Genomic DNA, 21,459 nt, shown 5'->3' with positions numbered 1-21,459 from the left:
CGCGAGATTCCGGCGATTTTCCCGGGTCGCCACCGGGGCCAATGGTGCTAGACACGCATAGATGCGCGGCAAAGTGGCGAGTAAGTCGTGAGTCCACGGCGCGTGAGCGCTCAGCGGGGCTCCGAGCATGAGCGCTCAGCACGGCCCAGAGCATGAGCGTTCCGCGCGGCCCGGCAGAACTCCCAGTGAACGGTTGAGTCCCAACGGCCTACTCGTCCGCCGCTGCTACCCCCGGTACAGGCGTTCGAACGCGTCCAGCGTGGCATGGAGACTATGGGCCTCGGCCATCTCGAGGCTGCGGCGGCCGAACGCAGCCAGGGCGTCGTCGTCCAGGGACAGCACGCGAGCCATCTTCTCGGCGAGGTCATCAACATCCCCCGGCTGGAAGAGCCAGCCATTGGCCCCCTCGTCCACGAGATGGGGCAGGGCCATGGCATCCGCAGCGACAACGGGGGTCGAGGCGCTCATCGCCTCGAGCGTAGCCAAGGACTGGAGCTCGGCCGTTCCGGGCATGACGAAGAGCGCTGCGCGGCGGTAGGCACGGCGCAGGTCCTCCTCCGACACGTAGCCGAGGAACTCGATGCGATCCGCCGCGCTGGACTCGGCGGCCTGCTGGCGCAGCGCCGCTTCGAGCTCGCCCGTCCCGGCGATGACGAGGCGGGCACCCGGGTGGGACAACTTCTCGAACGCCCGAATGAGGAGATCCAGATGCTTCTCCCCCGCGAGCCGGCCCGTGAAGAGGATCTCGCGCGTTCCGGGTGCGGGCTCGGAGTCCCCCGGCCGGGCCGCGTAGTCGCTCGTCTCGATGCCATTGGAGATCGGCAGGATGCCGCGCAGGCGCGTCAGGCGCTCGTGCGTCTGGGCAGCCAGGGGCGTAGGCACCGTGAGGACATCCGACTTGGAGAGGATGAACTCCGCGTGCCGCCACAGGATCCAGCCGCTCGCTCGCTTCAGCCACTCCGGGAACGGGAAGTGGGGGTAGAGGTTCTCCGGCATCGTGTGGTTGGTGGTCACCACGCGAATCCCTCGCTTGCGCGCCTCCCGCACCGCCATCTCGCACACGAAGTACTGGGACTGTGAATGGACGACGTCCGGCTGGAAGTCGTCCAGGAGCGAGGCGACTCCCGCCTTGGCGTCCCACCACATGCTGATGCGGAACTCCTTGAAAGTGGCCGCCGCATGGGACGGGACGCTGTAGACCACGGCCTCCGGGCGACGCTCGATGAGCGGCCCACCCGCGCTGGCCCGAGGCGTCACCACTCGCACCTCGTGCCCCCGAGCGGTCATGCCCTTGGCCAGCCGATAGCAGAACTGCGCCGCGCCGTTGATGTTCGGCGGGTACGTCTCGGCGGCGATGAGGATCCTGAGCGGTCGCCCACCTTCGGGGGCCACGTGGTCAGAGGTGTGCACGAGTGCTCCTTGCGTCTGGCGTGGACGTGCGTGTCACGTCGTCGGATGGCAGCGACGTGGCGGCCACGTCGTCGGACAAGAGTTCGGGGCGGCGATGGGAGGCCTTGCTGCCGTCTACATCGGGGTGGTGCCGGGCCAACGTGATGACCCCGAGCATGGCCACGACCGCCGCCAGCGCCATGCCCATGGCCGCGGCGGGCGGCACATCGGGGCGGAGCTCGTGGAACACGGCGATGCCCACGGCGACGCCCACGAAGGGGTCGATCACCGTCAAACCAGCGATGACGAGGTCCGGCGGCCCCGAGGCGTAGGCCTTCTGAACGAACCAGCCGCCGAGGACCGCCGCGACGACGACCCCCGCGAGGACCGCCCAGCGGAGATCCTCGGTGAGCCAGCCCCACAAGCGATCCGGGCTGAGTCCGTCGAGCCCCATGACGCTCGTCGCCAGCACCTTCACCTGCACCGCCACGAGTCCGTAGAGGACACCAGAAACGACGACGCAGGCGAACGCCGGCAGACGGCGGGCCCCGAAGGCCACCAGCGCCGCACACACGGCGATGGCCGCCCAGGTGAGGATGAGGACGACGACGGTCTCCGCATGGCCGATTCCCGCCGCCTCGTTCCGCACCCGCAGCCCCAGGATCACGAACGCTGCGCTGCCCACCAGGCATGCCCCGATCGCGGCGAGCATCCGCGGGCCAAGCCGAGCCGACGTGGCCCGGGCGTTGAGGACGGCGGTCATGACGAGAGCCAGGGCGCCAATGGGCTGGACCACGGTGATCGGCGCCAGCGCGAGCGCGATGACGTTGAGGACCGTGCCCACGGCCATGAGACCCAGGCCGAAGAGCCACCGAGGATGCCTGAAGAGAGAGCCCAGGGCAGAGAGCCCGACGCCTGCGTGGTGATCCTTGCGCACGGCCCCGCCCTGCCGCTCCGCTCCCCAGGCGAGGCACACCGAGGAAAGCAGCGCGCAGGCAATGGCGAGCGGGAAGTTCACAGAATCATTTCCTCGTGGCGGTCAGTCGTGGACATCATTCTAAACGAGCCCCTCGCACGCTCCCTGGGAACGCAGAAGCGGCCCGGACACTCCTGTCCGGGCCGCTTCAGTGGTCATCCACGCGCGCGAGGCTGCGCGAGACCGCTACTTGCGACGGCCGAGCTTGCTCGCGAGAACCGCGAACACGCTGAGCGAGGCACCGGCGGCGGCGACGGCGCCCTTGCGCTCAGCAAGGCGGTCGGCGAGGGACTCACCCTGTCCCGCGACGCGAGCCGGCCGGCTCGGTGCGTGCGCCCCATGCACACCCACGGCGGCCGTGGACGTGTGGTTCGAGCGAGCCTCGATCTTCTCCGCAGCGACGGCCTTGGCCTGCTCGAGGCGGGTCTCGGCGTTGAGCTTGGCCTCACCCAGCTTGCGGGAGGCGCTCTTCTGGAAGGAGCGAACCGCCTGGGCGGCGTCCGTCTTGGGCGAGCGGCGCGCGGCGCCAGCCTGCTTCGGGGCGGCGGGATCCTCGATGGGCAGTTCCTCGACGAGCTCGTCTCGGGTGCCAGCGATGTTCTGGCGGCGCTGCGAGGTCAGGCTGAGCAGCTGCTCAAGGGTGAGCGGCTTGGCATCCGGGTCAATGCCCTGGTCGATCTTCTGCTGGCGCTTCTTGGCTTCGCGCTCCTCGGCGGCACGCTTGGCGTCAGCCTCACGCTGCTCCTTCGTGCGCGTGTCCACAAGGCTGCGCTCGTCGAAGCGGCGGCCTTCCTTGAGAACGCCGATATCGTGCTTGATGCCGCGGATGGCGCGGTTCGGCTTGAGCGGGAGGTTCTTCTTCAGGCGGGACAGGCCCACGAGCGCGAGAATCGCGGCGATGACGAGGAACGCGCCGGCCACAATGAGGGCCGTGATGGCGATGCGGCCCGCACCGGCAATGCCCGCGATCATGGCGACGAGGAGGCTCGTCACGAGGAACGTCACCAGGACGAGCGCCCCGACGAAGAGACCGGCGGCCACGCCGAGCCCGATCCCCTTCTTCTTGAGCTCGAGGATCGCAATCTGAACTTCGTCCTGAAGCTGGCGCGGGGCAAGGCGGAAGAGAGTCTTCGCGAGTGCGGGCACAGTTCGGGTGGAGGATCCAGACGCGGCAGTACGGGTCGCCGAAGTCATCGCGGGCCTTTCGATAGTTCAAGTGGGGATGGGCCGCAGGGCGGCAAAGCTGTTTCTATTCCATCATGCGAGAGGCTGAGACGTGGGCGTCACAGGCCCTCAACCTCTCAGCCTAAGCGTCTGCGGGACGATCTTCCAGTTCCCGCCCCGAGAATTCCGGGAAGAACTTGATCACGAACACAAAGGAGAGCGCGGCAAAGAACGCGAATCCGGCGTAAAGGGCGCTGGTGCCGAATCGCGCGGTCACGATCGGCACGAGAAGCGTCACGACGAAGTTGGCGATCCAGTTCGCGCTCGTGGAGACGCCGAGCGCGCGGCTGCGCATGCGATTCGGGAAGATCTCCCCCAGGGCCACCCAGAGGATAGGGCCCCACGTGGCGGCGAAGAAAACGACGAAGAGGTTGGCTCCGACCAGCGCGATGGGGCCATACGGGGCGGGGAGCGAGAGCTCGCCGCCCACCGTCGTGGCGTGTGCGAAGGAGTATGACGCCATGACCAGGCCCACGAACATCCCGACGGAGCCCCAGAGGAGCAGACGGCGGCGCCCGACGCGGTCCACGAGCCCAATGGCCACGAACGTCATGGCGACGTTGACGATGGCCGTGATGACCGAGGTCGTGAACGAATCCTCCTCGGAGAATCCGACCGACTTCCACAGAGTGGTCGAGTAGTAGAAGATTGCGTTGATTCCGACGAACTGCTGGAGCACGGCCATGCCCATGCCCACCCACAGCAGCGGGTGAAGACCGAGCACGCTTCCCTTCAGGTCCGCGAGGCTGCGGCGGCTCTCAAGGTCGGCAGTGCGCCGAATCTCGGAGATCTTGTGGGCGGGGTCCTCCACGCCGGTCACGGTGCGCAGCACCTCCGCCGCCTCATCGTCCCGCCCGGCCCGCACGAGGTACTGGGGAGACTCGGGGATCCGCCACGACAGAATTCCGTAGACGAGGGCAGGCACGACGCCGACAAGGAGCATCCAGCGCCAGGCCGCCATCCCCAGCCACAGGGTCTCCGATGCGCCGCCGGCGAGCGCCGCCAGGCCGGCGTCGTTCAGGAGGGACAGGAAGATGCCCACCGTGATCGCCAGCTGCTGGAGCGAGGCGAGGGCACCCCGGTACTTCGCCGGAGCGATTTCCGAGATGTAGGCCGGCGCGATCACCGAGGCCGCGCCGATGGCGAGACCGCCGAGCAGACGCCAGGCCATGAGGTCATACGCCGAGAAGGCGAAGGCGCTTCCGGCCGACTGGACGACGAAGACCGCCGCCGCCAGGGTCATGACGGGGCGGCGGCCGAACCGGTCCGCGAGGCCGCCCGTGAACCACGCTCCGACGGCGCAGCCGATGAGGGTGATGGCGACCGTGAAGCCGAGGACGGACTCGCTCACGCCAAACTCGCCCTTGATGGCGTCGACGGCGCCGTTGATCACCGCAGTGTCGAAGCCGAAGAGAAGGCCGCCTAATGCGGCTGCGACGGTGACGGCAATGATGCGACCGCGATGGGCCGTCTGAGTGGGTGTGGGGTCATGCCTTGTCGTCACGGCTCATCCTCCGGTGTTCTGCTGCTGCCCTAAGTTCTCTCACGCGCGCTTCCCACACTACGGAGCCCGGGGAACGTGTCCTCAACCTAATCACGACGACGCGGCTGGCGCCAGCACGCCCCGCCCGCCCCGTGGGGCCCCGTCCAGGCTCCGCGCCGCCTCCCGGCTCGAGAGCAGCACAAGCGCGCTCGTCAGCCACGTGGCGTGGAGGGCCGTGGCGAGGAAGAGACGAGTGCTCTGCGTCCCGGCGTCGAGGAGCGTGACGGTGAAGGCGGCGACGAGGACCACCATGAGGACCGACCGGGCGCCCCGGGAGCCCCTCAGCGCACCCCAGGCCAGTACGGCAATCGCGAGAGCGAGAGTCGCCGTCGCCGCCTGCCCGACGCCGAGTCCAGAGTGGATGACCGACGCGGCGATGACCTTCTCAGCCGCCTGGAGCAGCGAGAGTCCGAGGAAGACGTAGGCCAGGAAAACCTCGAGCGGGCGTCGGCGTACGAGATCAGCCACGGTGCGTCCGCGGACCGAGCCGGCGGGGGCCGAGGCCGCGCCAGCCGTCGTCGTCGTATCCCCCGACCCCAGGGAGATGATGTCCAGGGCGCCGTCCGTCACGAAGACGTCCCCGCCGCCGTTGCGCGAGCGATAGCCGCTCGAGAACGCCGTGAGGCGCCTGACGTTGAGGCCCGGCTGCGCGGCGCTGAGCGTGGAGACGACGTGGTCGCGCTCCGAGTCGGTGTCCGCCGCCACCCGGTGTGTCACCTGAAGTGTGTAGAGGCTCAACCGCACCGCCTTGTCGTACGTGGCTCCCCCGAGCCACTGCACCGCATCGCCACCCGGCAGACGCCAGCCCTCAGGACATGCCCAGAACCGCACGTGATGTCGTTGCTTCGGGTTCCCGTCCACCTGCATCTCAAAGGCCAGGTCCTTAGGGCGCCCGAAAACCAGCAGCGGGGAGACAGGCGCGCTCGGGTAGGAGGACCGCCGCAGCGTCGAACGGATGATGCCCCACGACGACCGGGCTGTGATGGGGTCGGCCACCACCCAGCCGGCAGAGGTCATGATGCGAATGAGGTGCTCGCGGCTGCCTGAGACAGCAAGATTGACTGGATCGCCCAGGAGCCCATCGGAGGTCCGGGCCCTCCCCATGAAGTTGGCGGGGACATAGACATCCGCGAGCGCCGCGTTGAGACGGGGCAGCGCAAGGTACGCGAGCACGCCCCAGGCCGGCACCACGAACGCCACCCCGAGCCACCCGTGGCGGAAACCGCCGGCGATGAGGAAGACGGCAAGCCCGAGCGAGGCGAGACCCGCGAGGGCCACCATGAACTGGTCGAGCATGGACGGGGGCATCGGCTCCGCCCCCGGCACCGTGCGGTGGGGCACGGGGCACATCAGGTGCGCTCGCCGTCCACCCGGAACGACTCAGCCGAGACAAGGTCCCAATCCCGCTTCCACGCTGCCTCGTCCTCATTCCTCGGGTCTGTGCCCTCAACGAGGGAGCGCGGGGAGAGCCACTCGTACAGCTCTGCGTACGAGCGGCTCACGCCGGGGGCGACGACGCGGCGGAGCATCCACGGGCGCAGGTCCTCCGGACGATCGACCCCCATGGCAGCCATCATGGACATGGCCTGACGTACGGTGGTCCGCTGATAGGCGGCCACACGGTGGGACTTGTCGGGGACGTCGATGGCACGCTGACGGCGCTTGTCCTGAGTGGCCACGCCCGTGGGGCACTTGCCCGTGTCGCACGCTTGCGCCTGAATGCAGCCGACCGCCATCATCATGGTCCGAGCCGAGTTCGTGAAGTCTGCGCCTTGGATGATGCGCTTGACGATGTCACTCGAGACCGCGACCTTGCCGGAGGCCCCGATTTTGACGCGGTCCCGCAGGCCCGCTCCGATGAGGGCGTTGTGCCACATCATGAGTCCCTCCGTCAGCGGCATGCCGACGTGGTCCTCGAACTCGAGCGGGGCGGCACCCGTGCCTCCCTCCGATCCGTCGACGATCACGAAGTCAGGCGTGACGCCGAGCTCCACCATGGCCTTGCACAAGGCGAGGACCTCGAGACGGGAACTGACGCACATCTTGAATCCTGCAGGCTTGCCGCCGCTCAGCTCTCGCATCGTGGCGATGAACTCGATGAGCTCCTTCGGCGTGCTGAAAACTCGGTGGTATGGCGGGCTGACAACGGTCTCCCCCACCGGGACGCCTCGGATGGCAGCGATCTCCTCCGTGACCTTCGGCCCAGGGAGAACGCCGCCCAAGCCGGGCTTGGCGCCCTGTGACAGCTTGAGAGAGACCATCTTGACGGCGCTCTGACGGGACTTCTCGCGGAAGGCTTCCGGGTCGAAATCACCCGTAGCCGTTCGGCATCCGAAGTAGCCGCTGCCGATCTCCCAGACGAGATCGCCGCCGTTCTCGAGGTGGTAGGTCGAAATGCCGCCCTCTCCCGTGTCGTGCGCAAAGCCCCCAATAGCCGCGCCCTTGTTGAGCGCCCGAATGGCGTTGGCAGAAAGGGAGCCGAAACTCATGGCGGAGACGTTCATGAGCGCCATGTCGTACGGCTGCGTGCAGTCCGGACCGCCGATTCGAACGCGAGGCGGCTCCTCGGCCTGCGGGACCGGGACGATGGAATGTGCGAGGTACTCGTACCCCTCCTCCAGGACGTCGCGCTCAGTGCCGAACGGCTGCGTGCCCTCCTCGCCCTTGGACCGCGCATACACCGTGCTCCGCGTATCGCGGTCAAATGGGCGCCCGTCCCAGTTGCGCTCAATGAAGTACTGCTGGATCTCGGGCCGGATCGCCTCGAGTGCGAACCGCGCATGGCCCACAACGGGGTAATTCCTGAGAATGGCGTGCTTCTTCTGCACGAGGTCCCAGATGGCGAGCCCGCCGAGGCCAGCCCCGACGCTCGACGTGATCCCAGTCCACACCGCACGCTTCTTCATCAAATCTCCCTATCGTCCTCCGCAAGCCAATTTTCGGCTGCCCCAGACCAGACTATGCCTCGCGAGCATGAGAAAGGGGCCCGAACAGGCCGCGTTGCCCTCGCCGTTCAGCCACCGCGAGTGACGGCGAAGATGATCAACCGATTCATACATGCGCCACAGCCTGGAGACAGCCGAGGGGAACAGAGTGGATACAGCTCCACCAGGGAGCCACGATCGAAGGAGAGACCATGAACAAGCGAACCCGACAGGTCACGACAGGCGCCGTCCTCGGCGTGACCCTCCTGGGCGGCGGAGCGAGCCTCCTCGCGTCCACGCCAGCCTTCGCGGCTGCAGCCGCCAGCTCCACGGCCGCGAGTTCGAGCGGCACGGACACCACTCATCAGGACGCAGACGGCCAGCGCACTGAAGGCCATCACCACAAGCACGGCGGGCACAACGGGCAGCGCCACACGCCCCTCACGGGCGAGACCGCGACCAAGGTGGCTGCCGCGGCGAAGGCAGCCAACCCCGGGGCCACCGTCAAGACGTCCTTCGCCTCGACTCGCGACGGCGGCGCCTACACAGCCCTCATCCAGAAGACAGACGGGACGCGGGCTCGCGTCACGCTGGACAAGGATTTCAAGGTCATCAAGACTGAGGCCGCGCCGACACGCGACAAGGGGCAGCACTCGGGCGACAAGGACTCCGCACGGAGCGAGGGTTCCGGCTCGTCTACCGGGAACGGGAAGGGATCCGCGCCCAGCGGCACGTCAACACCGGGCACGACCGCATCTCCGAGTTCGTCCCCCTCGCCGAGCACCTCCTCGTCGAGCAGCGCACCGGCGGGGTCCTAGGGGGCGGGAGGCCCGTGGCCCCAAGGCGGCCGGGCCTCTCAACGGCGGATGCAAGGCCGCGCCCAGGACGGATGTCGAGCGACGCGTCCGCCCAGGGGAATGGCCGGGATCACCTCAAGGTGAGCCCCGGCCATTCCCGGCGCGGGACCCGTCGTCTGCTGACCCTGCCGCGGCTACGGCGCCTCGCTGTTCGCGCCCCGCGAGGCCTGGCGAAACCATGGCCACCAGACCCGGTCCCCGAGGTCGCGAGTCAATGCCGGTACCAGAATGCTGCGCGTCACAAACGTGTCAAGGAGGACGCCGAACCCGACAATGAACGCAATCTGGGCCATGAAGATAATCGGCAGGATGGACAGGGCTGCGAAAGTGGCCGCCAGCACGAGACCCGCGCTGGTGATGACGCCGCCCGTCACCGCTGTGGCCGTGATGATGCCACGCTCTGTGCCCTCCGACAGAGACTCCTCCCGGGCCCGGACCATCAGGAAGATCGAGTAGTCCACGGCCAGCGCGACGAGGAACACGAAAGCCAGCAGAGGCGTCGATGCATCCGCGCCCTTGAAGTGAAAGACGTGATTGAACACGAGGGCTGAGACGCCGATCGACGCCGCGAAGCTCAAAACATTGACCAGGACGATCATGAGCGGGGCCGTGAGGGATCGGAGAAGGCCGATCAGGAGCACGAACACCACCGCGAGAATGGCCGGCATGACCGTGCGCTCATCGTGCTTCGCTGCCTCGAGAGTATCGAGGCTCACGGCGGCAGGGCCCCCGACATTCGCATTCGGGGCCGTATCCGCGAGCGCGCCGCGCAACGCCGTGATCGAGGCCTCCGCCTCCGGAGTCTCGGAGCCATGGGTCAGCGTGGCGGTCAAAAGCACTCGATCCCCGTCCCGGCTCGGCGTCGTCGTGATTTCCTTCGGATTCACGCCCTCCGTCCGTTCAAGCACGGATTTCGCGGCGTCGGCCTCATTTTTTGCTGCCGTCACCTGAACTGCCGACGGCTCCCCCGAGGGGAAATGCCGCTCCAGGACAGCGTTTCCCTCAACCGACTCCACGGGCGTTGTGAAAAAGTCAGCCTGGCTGATTCCGTCTGCCTTGAACGTCGGGGCAAAGAGGCTCAGGGCCACGAGCGCCAACCCGGTCACGGCCCACGTCAGGCGCGGGCGCCGAGTCACGCGCTGGGCATGCTTTGTCCAGCCTCGATGCTGCATTTCGCGGCCAGCCTTCGGAATGGCCGGCCAGAAGGCGGCCTTTCCAAGAAGCAGAAGGAGGGCGGGCAGGAGTGTCAGGGAGGCGACGACGGCGGCCGCCACACCCAGCGCACCGATGGGACCGAGGGACGAGATGTTGCCCAGATCCGCCAAAAGAAGGCAGAGCAGCCCGGCGATGACGGTCACACCGCTCGCAATGATGGACTCTGCCGAGCGCTTCCACGCAGTGACAACCGCCTGCAGACGCGTGCCTTGCGTAAATTCCTCGCGATAGCGGGCCACGAACAACAGGCAGTAGTCCGTGGCAGCGCCCACGACGAGGATGAACAGGATTCCCTGGCTCTGGCCCGAGAGCTGGAGTGCACCGCTGCGGGCGAGCGGGAAAATGACGAGTGCCGCGAGTGCGAGGGCACTGACCGCGGTGAAGAGGACGGCGATGGGCAGGATCGGGCTCCGGTAGACGACGACGAGAATGACCAGAACAACTGCGAGGGTGACGAGCAAGAGGACACCGTCAATGCCGCCGAATGCCGTCAGCAGATCCGCCGCGAATGCGGCCGGACCTGTGACCAGAACCGTCGCACCTTGGATCTCGGGGCGATTCTCGCGGAGCTCGTCCACGATGACGTTCGAGATCTGCTTCTCTTTCGACGCCCCGTCCGGGGTGATGTTCCCGTCGACCTTGTCTGCTGCGAGATTCACAGGGATGAGGAATGCGGAGCCGTCTTCCGACGGGATCAGAGGCGGCGCGTCCTTCGTCACCAGGTAGTCGCCCAGCGTGCCGCTGAGCCCTGGGATGGACAAGCCAATCAGGCCCTTCGCGTACCCCTGAGCCTGCGCAAAGTCCTCTCGTCCCATTCGCGAGTCCTTTTCCACCGTGATGAACAGTGGAAGCGACTCCTCCGTCTTGAAGTCCTCAAGACTGCGAGCCACCTGGGTGGATTGAGCCCCGTCCGGCAGGAAGGACTGCGTGTCATTGTTCTGGACACTGCCGAGTTTGCCGACCAGCGGTCCGCCAATGCCTGCAAGACACACCCACAGGACGAGGGCGAGCACGGCAATGAGCTTGACCCGTCCAGGGGCTCCGCTCGGATCGGCTGCACGGGAACTGGGCATCTGTCTGGCTTCTCTCTGTCGAGTATCGGGGCGCATGTCATGGGCCGACGAGGAGGTAAGCGAACCACGGCCCCGGGGTCAGACGACCCCATCAGCAGCCTTGCCTGTCTGAGAAGCGGGCTTTCTAGCCTCTCCCCCCCCCCTCACGCCGTGTCCTCACTGATCAGCCTAATCGCCGCCCTGTGAGGAAGCACGAACGCGGCGGCGCAGCCCTTTCTGGGCTGCCCCGCCGCGCCGGCGTTCGCGCGCATGGCGCGGACGGTTGCCCGTTAGTGGAGGTTAGACGTGAAGACGCCCGAGCCCCACGGCGAGGTTGTGGCGACCTGGTACTGGACCGTGCCGACAGACGGCGGCGAGAAGAGGTCGAACGTGATGGCGCTGGAACCGTCTGACGGGGCGACCGTGTCCTTGAGGAAGGTCAGCGTCCACGTCCACGTGGGGTTGCCCGCGGCATCCGTGCCCGGGACTCCGGAATACTCGGCGCTCGTGCCGCCGTTGGTGGGGCCAACAGCGGAGTAGGAGGAGACTGAGTACCAGCCGGAGTCACGGAGCACGAGGAACGGCCACGCGTCGCCCGTCGCGTTGCGCACCGTTCGCGGCGTCGAGGCATAGGTGTTCGTGCCAGCGATGCGCGTCACGGTGATGGTGATCGACTGGCCTGCACCCGTTGGCTTGCTGTAGTCCGGCGGGAAGGAGGCCGAACCATTGGGGTTGCCCGCGTTGGCTGCAACGCTGGCCGCGCTAAGGGAGTAGGTGCCGTTGGGCGTCGAAGGGTACATCACGTAGGAGAGCCACGTATTGTCGGCGGCGAAGTTGTTCTTCTGGGTGCCGAAGGTGTTCGACCACGGAACGGCGATGAGGTTGCCGGTCGTCTCCGGCGCGGGGGAGGCCGAGGCTGACGGCGCGGCGGAGACGAGGAGCATCGCGGGGGCCGCCCAGGCAGCGCCCTTCGATACCTGACGACGTGAGACGTGATTCATGATAGGTATTCCTAACGGTTTCAGAATTGTGGGGATCCACTCACAGCAGATACTCGGCCAGCATGGCACATAGATAGGTCGCTGAGCAAACTATTTTTTTGCCGAATCCGAGAACTTTCCGGTAGGAATCGGGCGCGCACCACTCATTCACGCCCCCCCCCCATTTCTCGGCGCATTCACCCTACTATCCAGTAGAAACGGCAGCCCTCTGGTGCATTCAACCCACCCGCGCTCCACACACCCCCCTCCCCTCAAGGACAACGGGGACCACCGACCCTGAGACATCGAGGCCAACGGCCCTGAGAGACCTCACGACACCCTTTGGCCCACAGTGACCACACAAGAGATCACACCCCTGCCGCGACAGGCTCAGCGTCTAAAAAATATGTGTTACACGGGATCGATTTTGATTCAGCGGGAAACGCTCTGACCCCATGGGGGATCCCAATCGAGCCGGATTTTATTTCGAGGCTGAGTCCTGCGACTCAAGACGCTATAGCCACACTCCGGAGGAACAGCGATCCCCCGGACGGGCCCGACCCTGACCCTATGACCGCTTCCCCGGCTGAACCCGGGGCGGATGAGCCCGGCGACCGCAAGGAGCCCGTGCCTTACGCACGTTTTAGCCTATGACCCCGCATTTTTGGCCGCTAACCCCTAACCCCACCCCCAGCCACTGCGCCGCGAAACGCGAAGAAGCCCCGTGATCTTCTCGATCACGGGGCCTCCGGTAAGCTCCCCCGACTGGACTCGAACCAGTAACCCTTCGATTAACAGTCGAATGCTCTGCCAATTGAGCTACGGGGGAAAGCAACGGGTACGAGTCTACCCACCGCCGCCCGGCATGTCAACTCCGCGCCCTTGGGTAGGCGAACGGGCCCACCTGGACCCACCCAGCACGAACGTGCGTGTTACTATGAATTAACTTTGTTCCTCCCACACTGCTCCTCCTTGGGCCCCGCAGAGTGGGATGTCCCCCGTCGCTGCCCTCACAGGCTGGCGCCTGGGCCCGCGCCGTCCTGTCTGGAGAGGATCAACCGGACCGTGGAAACGTCCCCCTCGTGTGCGTGTCGTAGGCGCTCGGACATCCTGCACCAGGACGCCTCGGCAGTGAGCACGACGACGCCTCAGCCGCCCGCGCCAGCCGCCGCCGTCGTCTGGGGCGCTGTCGCCGTCTTCGCGGCGGCTGTCGTTCGTCTGCCCCTCATGTTCATGCCCGGTCATGCCGGGGACAAGGGCTACTTCGTCAACTGGGCCAAGCTCTTCACGCAACGTCCGCTCGAGGCAGCGTACCTGCCGGGCAGGTTCCAGCCCGATCATCTCCCGCCGGACCTCATCATCCACTGGGGCCTCGCGTCGTCCTTCCTGAGCATGGGCGGAAAGTCCTTCGAGTCCACGGCGTACTCGCTGCTCCTCAAGGCCTTGCCGACCTTCACTGACCTGGTCATGGCGGTCCTCGCCTACGTCTTCCTCTCGGCCGTCCGCGGACGGGTCACGGGCGTCATCGGTCTGAGCCTGGTCCTCCTGGCGCCGCCCATGGTCCTGACAAGCTCCCTGTGGGGCCAGTGGGACTCTCTGGCGATCTGCCTGCTGGCCGGCACAGCGTTCTGTGCCTGGCGTTGGCCGCGCGTGTGGGGTCTCTTCCTGCCGCTGTCGGTGTACGCGGTGTTCATCAAGCCGCCGCTCGCCGTCGTCGTCCTTCCGGTCATCGCCGCCGAATTCTTCCGAGTGCCCCCTCCCCGGCGGGATGAGACAGCGCCCAAGGGCGGGCGCGGGTCAGTCGTCAGGTTCCTCATCAACATGACGGGCGGCGGTGCCGCAGGCCTCGCTCTCGTTGCGGCTGTCTCGGCCCCGTTCAACGTCTCCCTCATCAAGACTCCCGGATCCCTGTATTTCCTGGACCTCGTGAAGTTCGCGGGAGACAAGTTCACGTTCCGGGCCATGAACAGCCCCAACTTCTGGGGGTTCCTTCAGCACCCAAAGGAGCGGGTCTTGGACACGCGCCCGCTGTTCCTGGACCTCTCCGCGAGCACGTGGGGCATGCTCATGTTCGTGGCCGCCGCGCTCCTCATCGGGATCATCGCCCTGGCCCGCCGCCGCGCCCCCGCCCTGGACCGCCCGTGGGTCCTCGGCATCTGGGGCGCCACGGCCACAACCTGGGCCAGCACGTTCTTCCTGACGCGCGTCCACGAGCGCTACCTTCTGCCCTGCGTCGTCGCCTCACTTCTCTTGGCTCTCTTGACGCAGAGCCGGGTGGCCTGGGCCGCGTTCGCCCTCGCGGCCGTGGCCTCGACCGTCTGCACGGTGTCTGGCCTCCTTCAGGCCAACCGGATGGTCATGGACCACGGCGCCTGGATCGCCGGCTGCGTGGCCTACGCCCTGACCGGCGCCCTGCTGCTCGCGTTCCCGTTTACGAAACCGCGCATCGCTGCCTGAACCGCGACGCTCTTCCGGGCCGCGACGCTCGTCCGGGCCACGGGGTCAGTCGCGCCGCAGGGCCCGCCGCTGCTTCTCCAGGTCGAGGAGGGCGCGGGACACCTGCCCGGCTCGTTCCCTGTCCGCCTCCGGATCCAGCCGGGACAGCTCGCTCACGAGATCGGCCTTCTGCCTCGTGATGTTCATCTCGCTGATGCGGCCCAGCACCTCGGCGCCATAGTGAAGCATGCTGTCCTCATCTCTCGCAGGAACGGGCAGGGCCGAGAGCTCGTACACCATCGGGCGCAGCTCATCCGGCACATGCTCGGCCACTCCCGCAACCCAGCGGGGCAGAGGAACCTGGTTCCGGGCTGCGGCGAGGATGCCGACGTGGACTGCTGCCAGCGCGGGCGTGTGCAGGCGCAGCCGCGTGAACGGCGGCCACCGCAGCTTGTCCAAGAGCTGGGGCATCTGCAGCGCAACGGCCATGACGTCCCGCTCGAGCCGGGTGACCGGGTCTCGGAGGTCAAGGGACACGGAGGGCCGCGCCGGCTGTTCCGCCATCGACGCGGTCCGCGACGCAGAACCGCGGGAGCGCCCGGCAGACCCCACAGCTTGTTCAACGGTGCCCAAGTCCATCCCAAGCCACTGGGAGAGCTGGCGCGCATACTCCGGCCGCAGGGTGGAGTCCCGGATCTGGGACACGATCTCCGCGGCAGCCCGCAGCGCCCCGACCCGCCCCTCGGCGGTGGACACGTCGAAGCGGGCAATCTGGCTCCGGATCGCAAACTCGAAGAGCGGCCGCTTGCTGGCGATGAGATCCCGCACGGCCTGATCCCCGCGGGTCAGGCGCACATCACACGGGTCCATGCCGTTCGGCTCAACGACGACGTACGTCTGGGCCACGAACTTCTGATCCTCCTCGAAGGCCCGAAGTGCGGCCCTCTGACCGGCCTCGTCACCGTCGAAGGTGAAGATGACGGAGCCGCCAGGCCCGTCGTCGCGCATGAGGCGCCGCGCCACCTTGATGTGATCCGCGCCGAAAGCCGTGCCGCATGTGGCGACGGCCGTCTCAATGCCAGCCAGCCGGGCTGCCATGACGTCCGTGTACCCCTCGACGACCACGATCTCCCGACGCTGCGAAATGGCCTTCTTAGCCGTGTCCACGCCGTAGAGGACCTGCGATTTCTTGTAGAGCGGCGTCTCGGGCGTGTTCAGGTATTTCGGGCCTTGATCGTCCTCGTAGAGCTTTCGGGCCCCGAAGCCAATCGTGGCTCCAGTGAGGTCGCGAATGGGCCAGATGAGGCGGCCGCGGAACCGGTCGTACACGCCCCGCTGGCCTTGGGAGACAAGCCCGCCCTCGAGCAGCTCCTCCCGGGTGAAGCCCTTGCTCGTGAGGTGCTTGAGCAGCGCATCCCAGCCCTGGGGGGCATACCCGCACCCGAAGTCCCGGGCGGCCTGGCCGTCGAACCCCCTCCCCGCCAGGAATGCGCGGGCCGGGGCGGCCTCGGGGTCCTTGAGCTTCTCAGCGAAGAACTCCTCCGCGATCTTGTGGGCGTCGAGGAGGCGGCGGCGTCGGCCGATCTCCTCGGGCTTGGCCCCGGTGCCGCCGTCCTCATACTCAACGGGGATCCCCGTCATCTGGGCGAGTTTCTCCACGGTCTCGGCGAAGGTCGTGTGGTCCTGCTTCTGGAGGAACGAGATGACGTCCCCGCCCTCGCCGCAGCCGAAGCAGTGATACGTATTGGTGGAGGTGCGGATGTAAAAGGACGGCGTGCGCTCGTCGTGGAAGGGGCAGAGGCCTTTGTAGGACCCGACGCCGCTTGAGCGCAGAGACACGTACGTCTCGACGACGCTGCGGATGTCGGCCCGATCCCGCACCGCGTCGATGACATCCCGCTTAATGAGCCCACCCATAGTTCAACTCTAGCGGCCGGGCTCGGGCCCTGCAGATGGGTGGGATGCCGCCCACAGTGCGCCGATGCCCGGCAACGCGGCACCAAGCCACCGGGGACCGCTAGAGCAGGCTCGGCGTCCCTCCGAAGATGCGCTCGTACAGGTCCAGCGCGCTGCGGTCGGTCAGCGAGGCCACCTGGTCGACGACGATCCGCAGCCGCTCGGCGTCCCCCGCCGCCTCGGCGAGGTCCCCCGCGAACATCGGCTCGAGCCACTTCTCGCCAGTGCGGTTGAGCTCGTCGACGAGTTCGAGCAGGATCTCCCGCTGACGCGCGTAGAGGGGCTGCCGCATGTCGCTCTCCATGACGAACGTGGTCGCGAGGCCCTTGAGCACGGCGATCTCAAGCCAGGTCTCCTCCGGCACCACAACGGACCCCGCGTACCGGGTCAGGGCCGCAGCGTCATACGTGGCCCTGGTGGCCTCGAATGCCGCGGAGGCGAAGCGGCCGATGAGCCCGCTCGTCATGTTCTTGATCCGCGCCATGTCGGCTCGGGAACCGCTGGACTCCCGGACCCACCCGGGCGTCATCTCGAGGCGGGCCAAAGCGGCATCGACGTCAGCGGGGCTCGTCTCCGGCAGGTACCACTCACGGGTGTAGCCGATCACGCGGGCCCGCTGGTCCACGTTCTCCACCCACTTGAGCTGGAGGTGGCCGCCGACGATCGCGTCCTCCACGTCGTGAACCGAGTAGGAGATGTCGTCGGAGAGGTCCATGACCTGGGCCTCCATGCACGCCCGCCCCTCGGGTGCGCCACGGCGGATCCACGAGAAGACAGGCAGGTCGTCATCGTATGCGCCGAACTTTGAGGAGCGGAGGCCATTGGGCTTGAGCGGCGCGTCCGCCGCCGCCCAGGGGTACTTGCAGGCGGCGTCGAGGCTCGCCCGCGTGAGGTTGAGCCCGGCGGGCCGACCGTCGTCGTGAAGAACCTTGGGCTCCAGGCGCGTGAGGATCCGGAGGGTCTGCGCGTTGCCCTCGAATCCGCCGATGCCTGCGGCCGCCTCGTGGAGCGCCTTCTCCCCGTTGTGCCCAAAAGGCGGGTGGCCGAGGTCGTGGGAGAGGCAGGCCGCGTCGACGATGTCCGGGTCGCAGCCGAGCACGCGGCCGAGCTCGCGACCGACCTGCGCGACCTCGAGGGAGTGCGTCAGCCGGGTGCGGATGAAGTCGTCCGTCACGGGTGCAAGGACCTGGGTCTTGGCGCCCAGCCGCCTCAAGGCGGACGAGTGGAGCACCCGCGCCCTGTCCCGCTCGAAGTCCGTCCGGTAGGCGCTCTTCGGCGGCTCGGGCCGCCAGCGCTCTTTGTCCCGCGGCGAGTAGTGGTCAGCGTGCCAGAACAGCTCAGCCACCGGAGACGTCCACCTCCGCGGCCTTGATCATCTCTGCGCCCACGCCCGTGAGCTCCTGAGAGTCCAGCCATCCGTCCGGCAGGGCCGTCCGCTTGGGGCGACCGGCGCGGCCTCGCGGCCCCTCGGCGTCCTGCCCCGGGTAGGGCGACTCCGGGTCCAGCTCGCCGAGGATTCGCCCCAGCTCCTCGAGGGTGGGCACTGTGGCGAGGCGCGTGCGGATGTCGGACCCGACGACGTACCCCTTGAAGTACCACGCCATGTGCTTGCGAATGTCCCGCATGGCCACGATCTCGTCCCCGCCGAACGTCTCGACGAGCAGCTCCCCGTGCCGGTAGACGGCCGCAGCCACCTCGCCCAGCGCGGGCGTCTTCCGCTCGTCGGAGCCCTCGAAGGCCGCCTGGAGGTCAGCGAACAGCCAGGGGCGCCCCTGGCAGCCTCGGCCAATGACGACGCCGTCCACGCCCGTCCGGTTCACCATGGCCACGGCGTCCTCCGCGGACCAGATGTCGCCGTTGCCAAGCACGGGCACATCCGGCAGGGCCTCGCGCAGCTCGGCGATGGCGTCCCAGTCAGCGTGGCCCGAGTAGAACTGGTTGGCAGTGCGCCCGTGCAGGGCCACCGCGGCGACGCCGGCGTCCCGCGCGATCCGCCCCGCGTCGAGGAATGTCAAGTGATCCGCATCGATGCCCTTGCGCATCTTCACGGTCAGCGGCACGTCCCCCTTGGAGGCCTCCCGCACGGCGGTCTCGACGATCGCCTTGAACAGGTCCTTCTTCCACGGCAACGCCGCGCCGCCGCCCTTGCGGGTCACCTTGGGCACGGGGCAGCCGAAGTTGAGGTCGATGTGGTCCGCGCGGTCCTCCTCGACGAGGAGGCGCACGGCGGCGCCCACCGTGACCGGGTCCACGCCGTAGAGCTGGACGGAGCGGATCGGCTCGTCGTCGTCGTGCTCAATGATGCGCAGAGACTCGGGCGAGCGCTCCACGAGGGCGCGGGAGGTGACCATCTCCGTCACGAAGAGGCCGCCGCCGTTCTCCCGGCACAGGCGCCGGTAGGCGCGATTGGTGATGCCGGCCATGGGCGCGAGGATCACGGGCGTCTCGATGGTGTGCCGGCCGAGGTTGAGCGGCGGCAGGTCCAGCTTGGCCGGGTGGGTCTCGAGGCTCATGCGCCCTCTCCTCGCGTGGCCGCGATGGTCGTCGACGACGTGACGCGGGCCGTCCCGTCCTTCTCCAGTGCCGCGAGGACGCGCACGAGCGGTGCCATGGAGCTGTCCACCTCGACGCTCACCGGCCGCTCCGCCGCCATGACGCCGAGCAGGTCAGCGATGGCGCGGATCTGCGTGTCCTCGTCCGTCTCGGGGTCCCACCCGATGAGCACGTCAGCGGCCTCGTCCCCGGGCTCGGCGCGCTCCTGGGCGTAGCTGATGGCGAAGGCCCGGATGGCCCCCGCACGGGCCCCCTCCGGGGCGTCCTCGGGCAGCGGCGACCCCGAGCGGACCACGAGGGCACCGTGGGCCCCTGCCTGCGGGGACAGGAGCATGCGGGCGATCTGCCCGGGCGTCGTCACAGCGGGGTCCCACGAGGCGTGGACGGCGTCGTAGAAGCGCTGCGCGGCGAGCGTGAGCTCCACGGAGCCGGTGGCGATGTCCGTGACGTGCCGCGTCCCCGCCGAGGCGTCCTCGAAGTCAGGGAACGGGACGGCCTTGGGCGCCACTTCCACCTGCCGGGAGACCTGGATGGTCTCGAGCCCGAGCCTCGCGGCCAGGCGCTCGGCGCCCGGGTTCCCCGCGCTGGCCCACCTCGCCTTCAGCTGGGCGGTTGGGGATGCGCCCGACGACGCGGCGGAGCTCAGCTCGGCGGCAAGCCGACGGGCGAGCTCAGCCCCGATCCCCTGGCGGCGCACCTGGGGCGCCACCTCCACGTAGATCCAGGCTCGCTCCGGGTGCAGCGGGGACACGGCGACCGACCCGGCTGCGACGGGGATGCCCTCGTCTTCCGCCACGATGCCGCGGGCAAAGGGTGCGTCCGAGCGCCCCTGGAGGAGGGCACGGTCAACGAGAGACTGGTGATCCCCGGCGTCCGGCCACAGCTCCAGGAGGGCGAGGTCGTCCCCGTCTTTCCACTCGCGGTACGTGACGGTCATCGAATCAGCCCAGGAGGCGTTCTGCGAGGTATCCGCGGACCTTGTCGAGGGCCACGCGCTCCTGCTGCATCGAGTCGCGCTCGCGGATGGTCACGGCCTGGTCCTCGAGGGTGTCGAAGTCCACGGTGATGCAGAACGGCGTGCCGATCTCGTCCTGGCGGCGGTAGCGGCGTCCGATTGCCCCGGAGTCGTCGACGTCGATGTTCCACTGGCGGCGCAGCTCCGCGGCGAGCTTCTGCGAGGGCTCGACGAGCTCGGCCTTCTTGGACAGCGGCAGCACGGCGGCCTTGACCGGTGCCAGTCGCGGATCGAGGCGCAGCACGGTGCGCACGTCGACGCCGCCCTTCGTGTTGGGGGCCTCGTCCTCGTGGTAGGCCTCGATGAGGAACGCCATCATGGCGCGCGTCAGGCCGAAGGAGGGCTCGATGACGTACGGGGTGTACCGCTCGCCCGTGGTCTGGTCGAAGTACTGGAGCTTCTGGCCGGAGGCCTCGGAGTGGTTCGTCAGGTCGAAGTCGGTGCGGTTGGCCACGCCCATGAGCTCGCCCCACGCGCCGCCCTGGAATCCGAACTTGTACTCGAGGTCGATCGTGCCGGCGGAGTAGTGTGCGCGGTCCGCCTCGGGGACGTCGAGCTTGCGGAGGTTCTCCTCCGAGATGCCGAGGTCGACAAACCAATTGTAGCAGTCCTCGACCCAGCGCTTGAAGTGCTCGTCCGCCTCGTCCGGGGCGGTGAAGTACTCGATCTCCATCTGCTCGAACTCGCGCGTGCGGAAGATGAAGTTGCCGGGCGTGATCTCGTTGCGGAACGCCTTGCCGATCTGGCCGATGCCGAACGGCGGCTTCTTGCGGGCCGCCGTGACGACGTTGTTGAAGTTGACGAAGATGCCCTGCGCGGTCTCGGGGCGCATGTAGTGCAGCCCCTCCTCGTTGTCGACCGGGCCGAGGAACGTCTTCATGAGGCCCGAGAAGTTCTGGGGCTCGGTCCACTGGCCCTTGGTTCCGCAGTTGGGGCAGGCGATGTCCGCCATGCCGTTCTCCGGGGCGCGGCCCTTCTTCTCCTCGTACGCCTCGATGAGGTGGTCCTGCCGGAGGCGGCGGTGGCACGAGAGGCACTCGACGAGCGGGTCCGTGAAGGTCGCAACGTGCCCCGACGCGTGCCAGACCGGTGTCGGGATGATGACGCTCGAGTCCAGGCCGACCATGTCTGCGCGAGAGCGCACGAAGGTCTGCCACCACTGGCGCTTGATGTTCTCCTTGAGCTCCACGCCGAGTGGTCCATAGTCCCATGCGGAGCGGGAGCCGCCGTAGATCTCGCCCGCCTGGAAGACGAAGCCCCGGCGCTTGGCCAAGGAGATGACGGACTCGAGGGCAGACTTTTCAGCCACGGTTCAGGCCTTTCGACGGCGGGGATCTGG

General features: G+C 67.8%; 15 protein-coding genes and 1 tRNA gene. 2 read left to right on the top strand and 14 right to left on the bottom strand.

Annotated elements, in window-relative coordinates:
* Positions 1-225: 225 nt before the first annotated feature.
* The 6 genes from J2S35_RS07975 to J2S35_RS07950 all read right to left on the bottom strand — a co-directional run bounded on the left by J2S35_RS07975 (position 226) and on the right by J2S35_RS07950 (position 8,038).
* A complete protein-coding gene (locus tag J2S35_RS07975) occupies positions 226-1,410 on the bottom strand; it encodes a glycosyltransferase (protein WP_309851942.1) in 1,185 nt (394 codons plus the stop codon).
* Positions 1,397-2,407, bottom strand: a complete 1,011-nt coding sequence (locus J2S35_RS07970; protein WP_309851939.1) for a DMT family transporter — start codon at positions 2,405-2,407, stop codon at positions 1,397-1,399. Before J2S35_RS07970 ends, J2S35_RS07975 begins: the two co-directional genes overlap by 14 nt.
* A 144-nt stretch (positions 2,408-2,551) precedes the next feature.
* On the bottom strand, positions 2,552-3,511 hold the full coding sequence (locus tag J2S35_RS07965; RefSeq protein WP_309851937.1) for a phage holin family protein: 960 nt from the start codon (positions 3,509-3,511) through the stop codon (positions 2,552-2,554).
* Positions 3,512-3,671: 160 nt separating this feature from the next.
* Complete coding sequence (locus J2S35_RS07960; RefSeq protein ID WP_309851935.1) at positions 3,672-5,093, bottom strand: sugar porter family MFS transporter; 1,422 nt, start codon at positions 5,091-5,093, stop codon at positions 3,672-3,674.
* A 90-nt stretch (positions 5,094-5,183) separates the two neighbouring features.
* Positions 5,184-6,473: an LssY C-terminal domain-containing protein gene (locus J2S35_RS07955; RefSeq protein ID WP_309851931.1), complete on the bottom strand. Its 1,290-nt coding sequence runs from the start codon at positions 6,471-6,473 to the stop codon at positions 5,184-5,186.
* Positions 6,474-6,481: 8 nt separating this feature from the next.
* The gene (locus J2S35_RS07950) at positions 6,482-8,038 is read right to left on the bottom strand and encodes an FMN-binding glutamate synthase family protein (protein ID WP_309851928.1); all 1,557 of its coding nucleotides are present in this window, start codon (positions 8,036-8,038) and stop codon (positions 6,482-6,484) included.
* A gap of 230 nt (positions 8,039-8,268) precedes the next feature.
* Here J2S35_RS07950 and J2S35_RS07945 point away from each other — a divergent pair, with 230 nt between their 5' ends.
* Positions 8,269-8,874 (top strand): hypothetical protein, encoded by a 606-nt coding sequence (locus tag J2S35_RS07945; RefSeq protein ID WP_309851925.1) that lies wholly within the window; start codon positions 8,269-8,271, stop codon positions 8,872-8,874.
* A 173-nt stretch (positions 8,875-9,047) separates the two neighbouring features.
* Here the strand turns inward: J2S35_RS07945 and J2S35_RS07940 are convergent, their stop codons facing one another.
* The 3 genes from J2S35_RS07940 to J2S35_RS07930 all read right to left on the bottom strand — a co-directional run bounded on the left by J2S35_RS07940 (position 9,048) and on the right by J2S35_RS07930 (position 12,989).
* A complete protein-coding gene (locus J2S35_RS07940) occupies positions 9,048-11,201 on the bottom strand; it encodes an MMPL family transporter (RefSeq protein ID WP_309851922.1) in 2,154 nt (717 codons plus the stop codon).
* A 269-nt stretch (positions 11,202-11,470) separates the two neighbouring features.
* Complete coding sequence (locus J2S35_RS07935; protein WP_309851920.1) at positions 11,471-12,181, bottom strand: hypothetical protein; 711 nt, start codon at positions 12,179-12,181, stop codon at positions 11,471-11,473.
* A gap of 735 nt (positions 12,182-12,916) precedes the next feature.
* Positions 12,917-12,989, bottom strand: a tRNA-Asn gene (locus J2S35_RS07930).
* Between the two features lie 302 nt (positions 12,990-13,291).
* Between J2S35_RS07930 and J2S35_RS07925 the strand changes: the two genes are divergently transcribed.
* Positions 13,292-14,617 (top strand): hypothetical protein, encoded by a 1,326-nt coding sequence (locus tag J2S35_RS07925; protein WP_309851918.1) that lies wholly within the window; start codon positions 13,292-13,294, stop codon positions 14,615-14,617.
* Positions 14,618-14,662: 45 nt separating this feature from the next.
* Here J2S35_RS07925 and dnaG read toward each other — a convergent pair whose 3' ends face one another.
* The 5 genes from dnaG to J2S35_RS07900 all read right to left on the bottom strand — a co-directional run bounded on the left by dnaG (position 14,663) and on the right by J2S35_RS07900 (position 21,429).
* Positions 14,663-16,513, bottom strand: coding sequence for a DNA primase (dnaG, locus tag J2S35_RS07920; protein ID WP_309851917.1), 1,851 nt, complete (start codon positions 16,511-16,513; stop codon positions 14,663-14,665).
* Positions 16,514-16,613: 100 nt separating this feature from the next.
* Positions 16,614-17,897 carry a deoxyguanosinetriphosphate triphosphohydrolase gene (locus tag J2S35_RS07915; protein ID WP_380083979.1) on the bottom strand — a complete coding sequence of 428 codons (1,284 nt, stop codon included), beginning with the start codon at positions 17,895-17,897 and terminating at the stop codon, positions 16,614-16,616.
* Positions 17,890-19,065: a tRNA dihydrouridine synthase DusB gene (gene dusB, locus J2S35_RS07910; protein WP_309851914.1), complete on the bottom strand. Its 1,176-nt coding sequence runs from the start codon at positions 19,063-19,065 to the stop codon at positions 17,890-17,892. The genes J2S35_RS07915 and dusB overlap by 8 nt, the downstream gene beginning before the upstream one ends.
* Positions 19,062-20,042: a GNAT family N-acetyltransferase gene (locus J2S35_RS07905; protein ID WP_309851912.1), complete on the bottom strand. Its 981-nt coding sequence runs from the start codon at positions 20,040-20,042 to the stop codon at positions 19,062-19,064. Before J2S35_RS07905 ends, dusB begins: the two co-directional genes overlap by 4 nt.
* A 4-nt stretch (positions 20,043-20,046) precedes the next feature.
* Positions 20,047-21,429, bottom strand: a complete 1,383-nt coding sequence (locus J2S35_RS07900; RefSeq protein WP_309851909.1) for a glycine--tRNA ligase — start codon at positions 21,427-21,429, stop codon at positions 20,047-20,049.
* Between the last annotated feature and the right edge of the window lie 30 nt (positions 21,430-21,459).

The organism is Falsarthrobacter nasiphocae (genome assembly GCF_031456275.1).
Taxonomy (GTDB): domain Bacteria; phylum Actinomycetota; class Actinomycetes; order Actinomycetales; family Micrococcaceae; genus Falsarthrobacter; species Falsarthrobacter nasiphocae.
The sequence above is the reverse complement of the archived record's forward strand: the minus strand, read 5'-3'. Positions and strand labels throughout refer to the sequence as shown.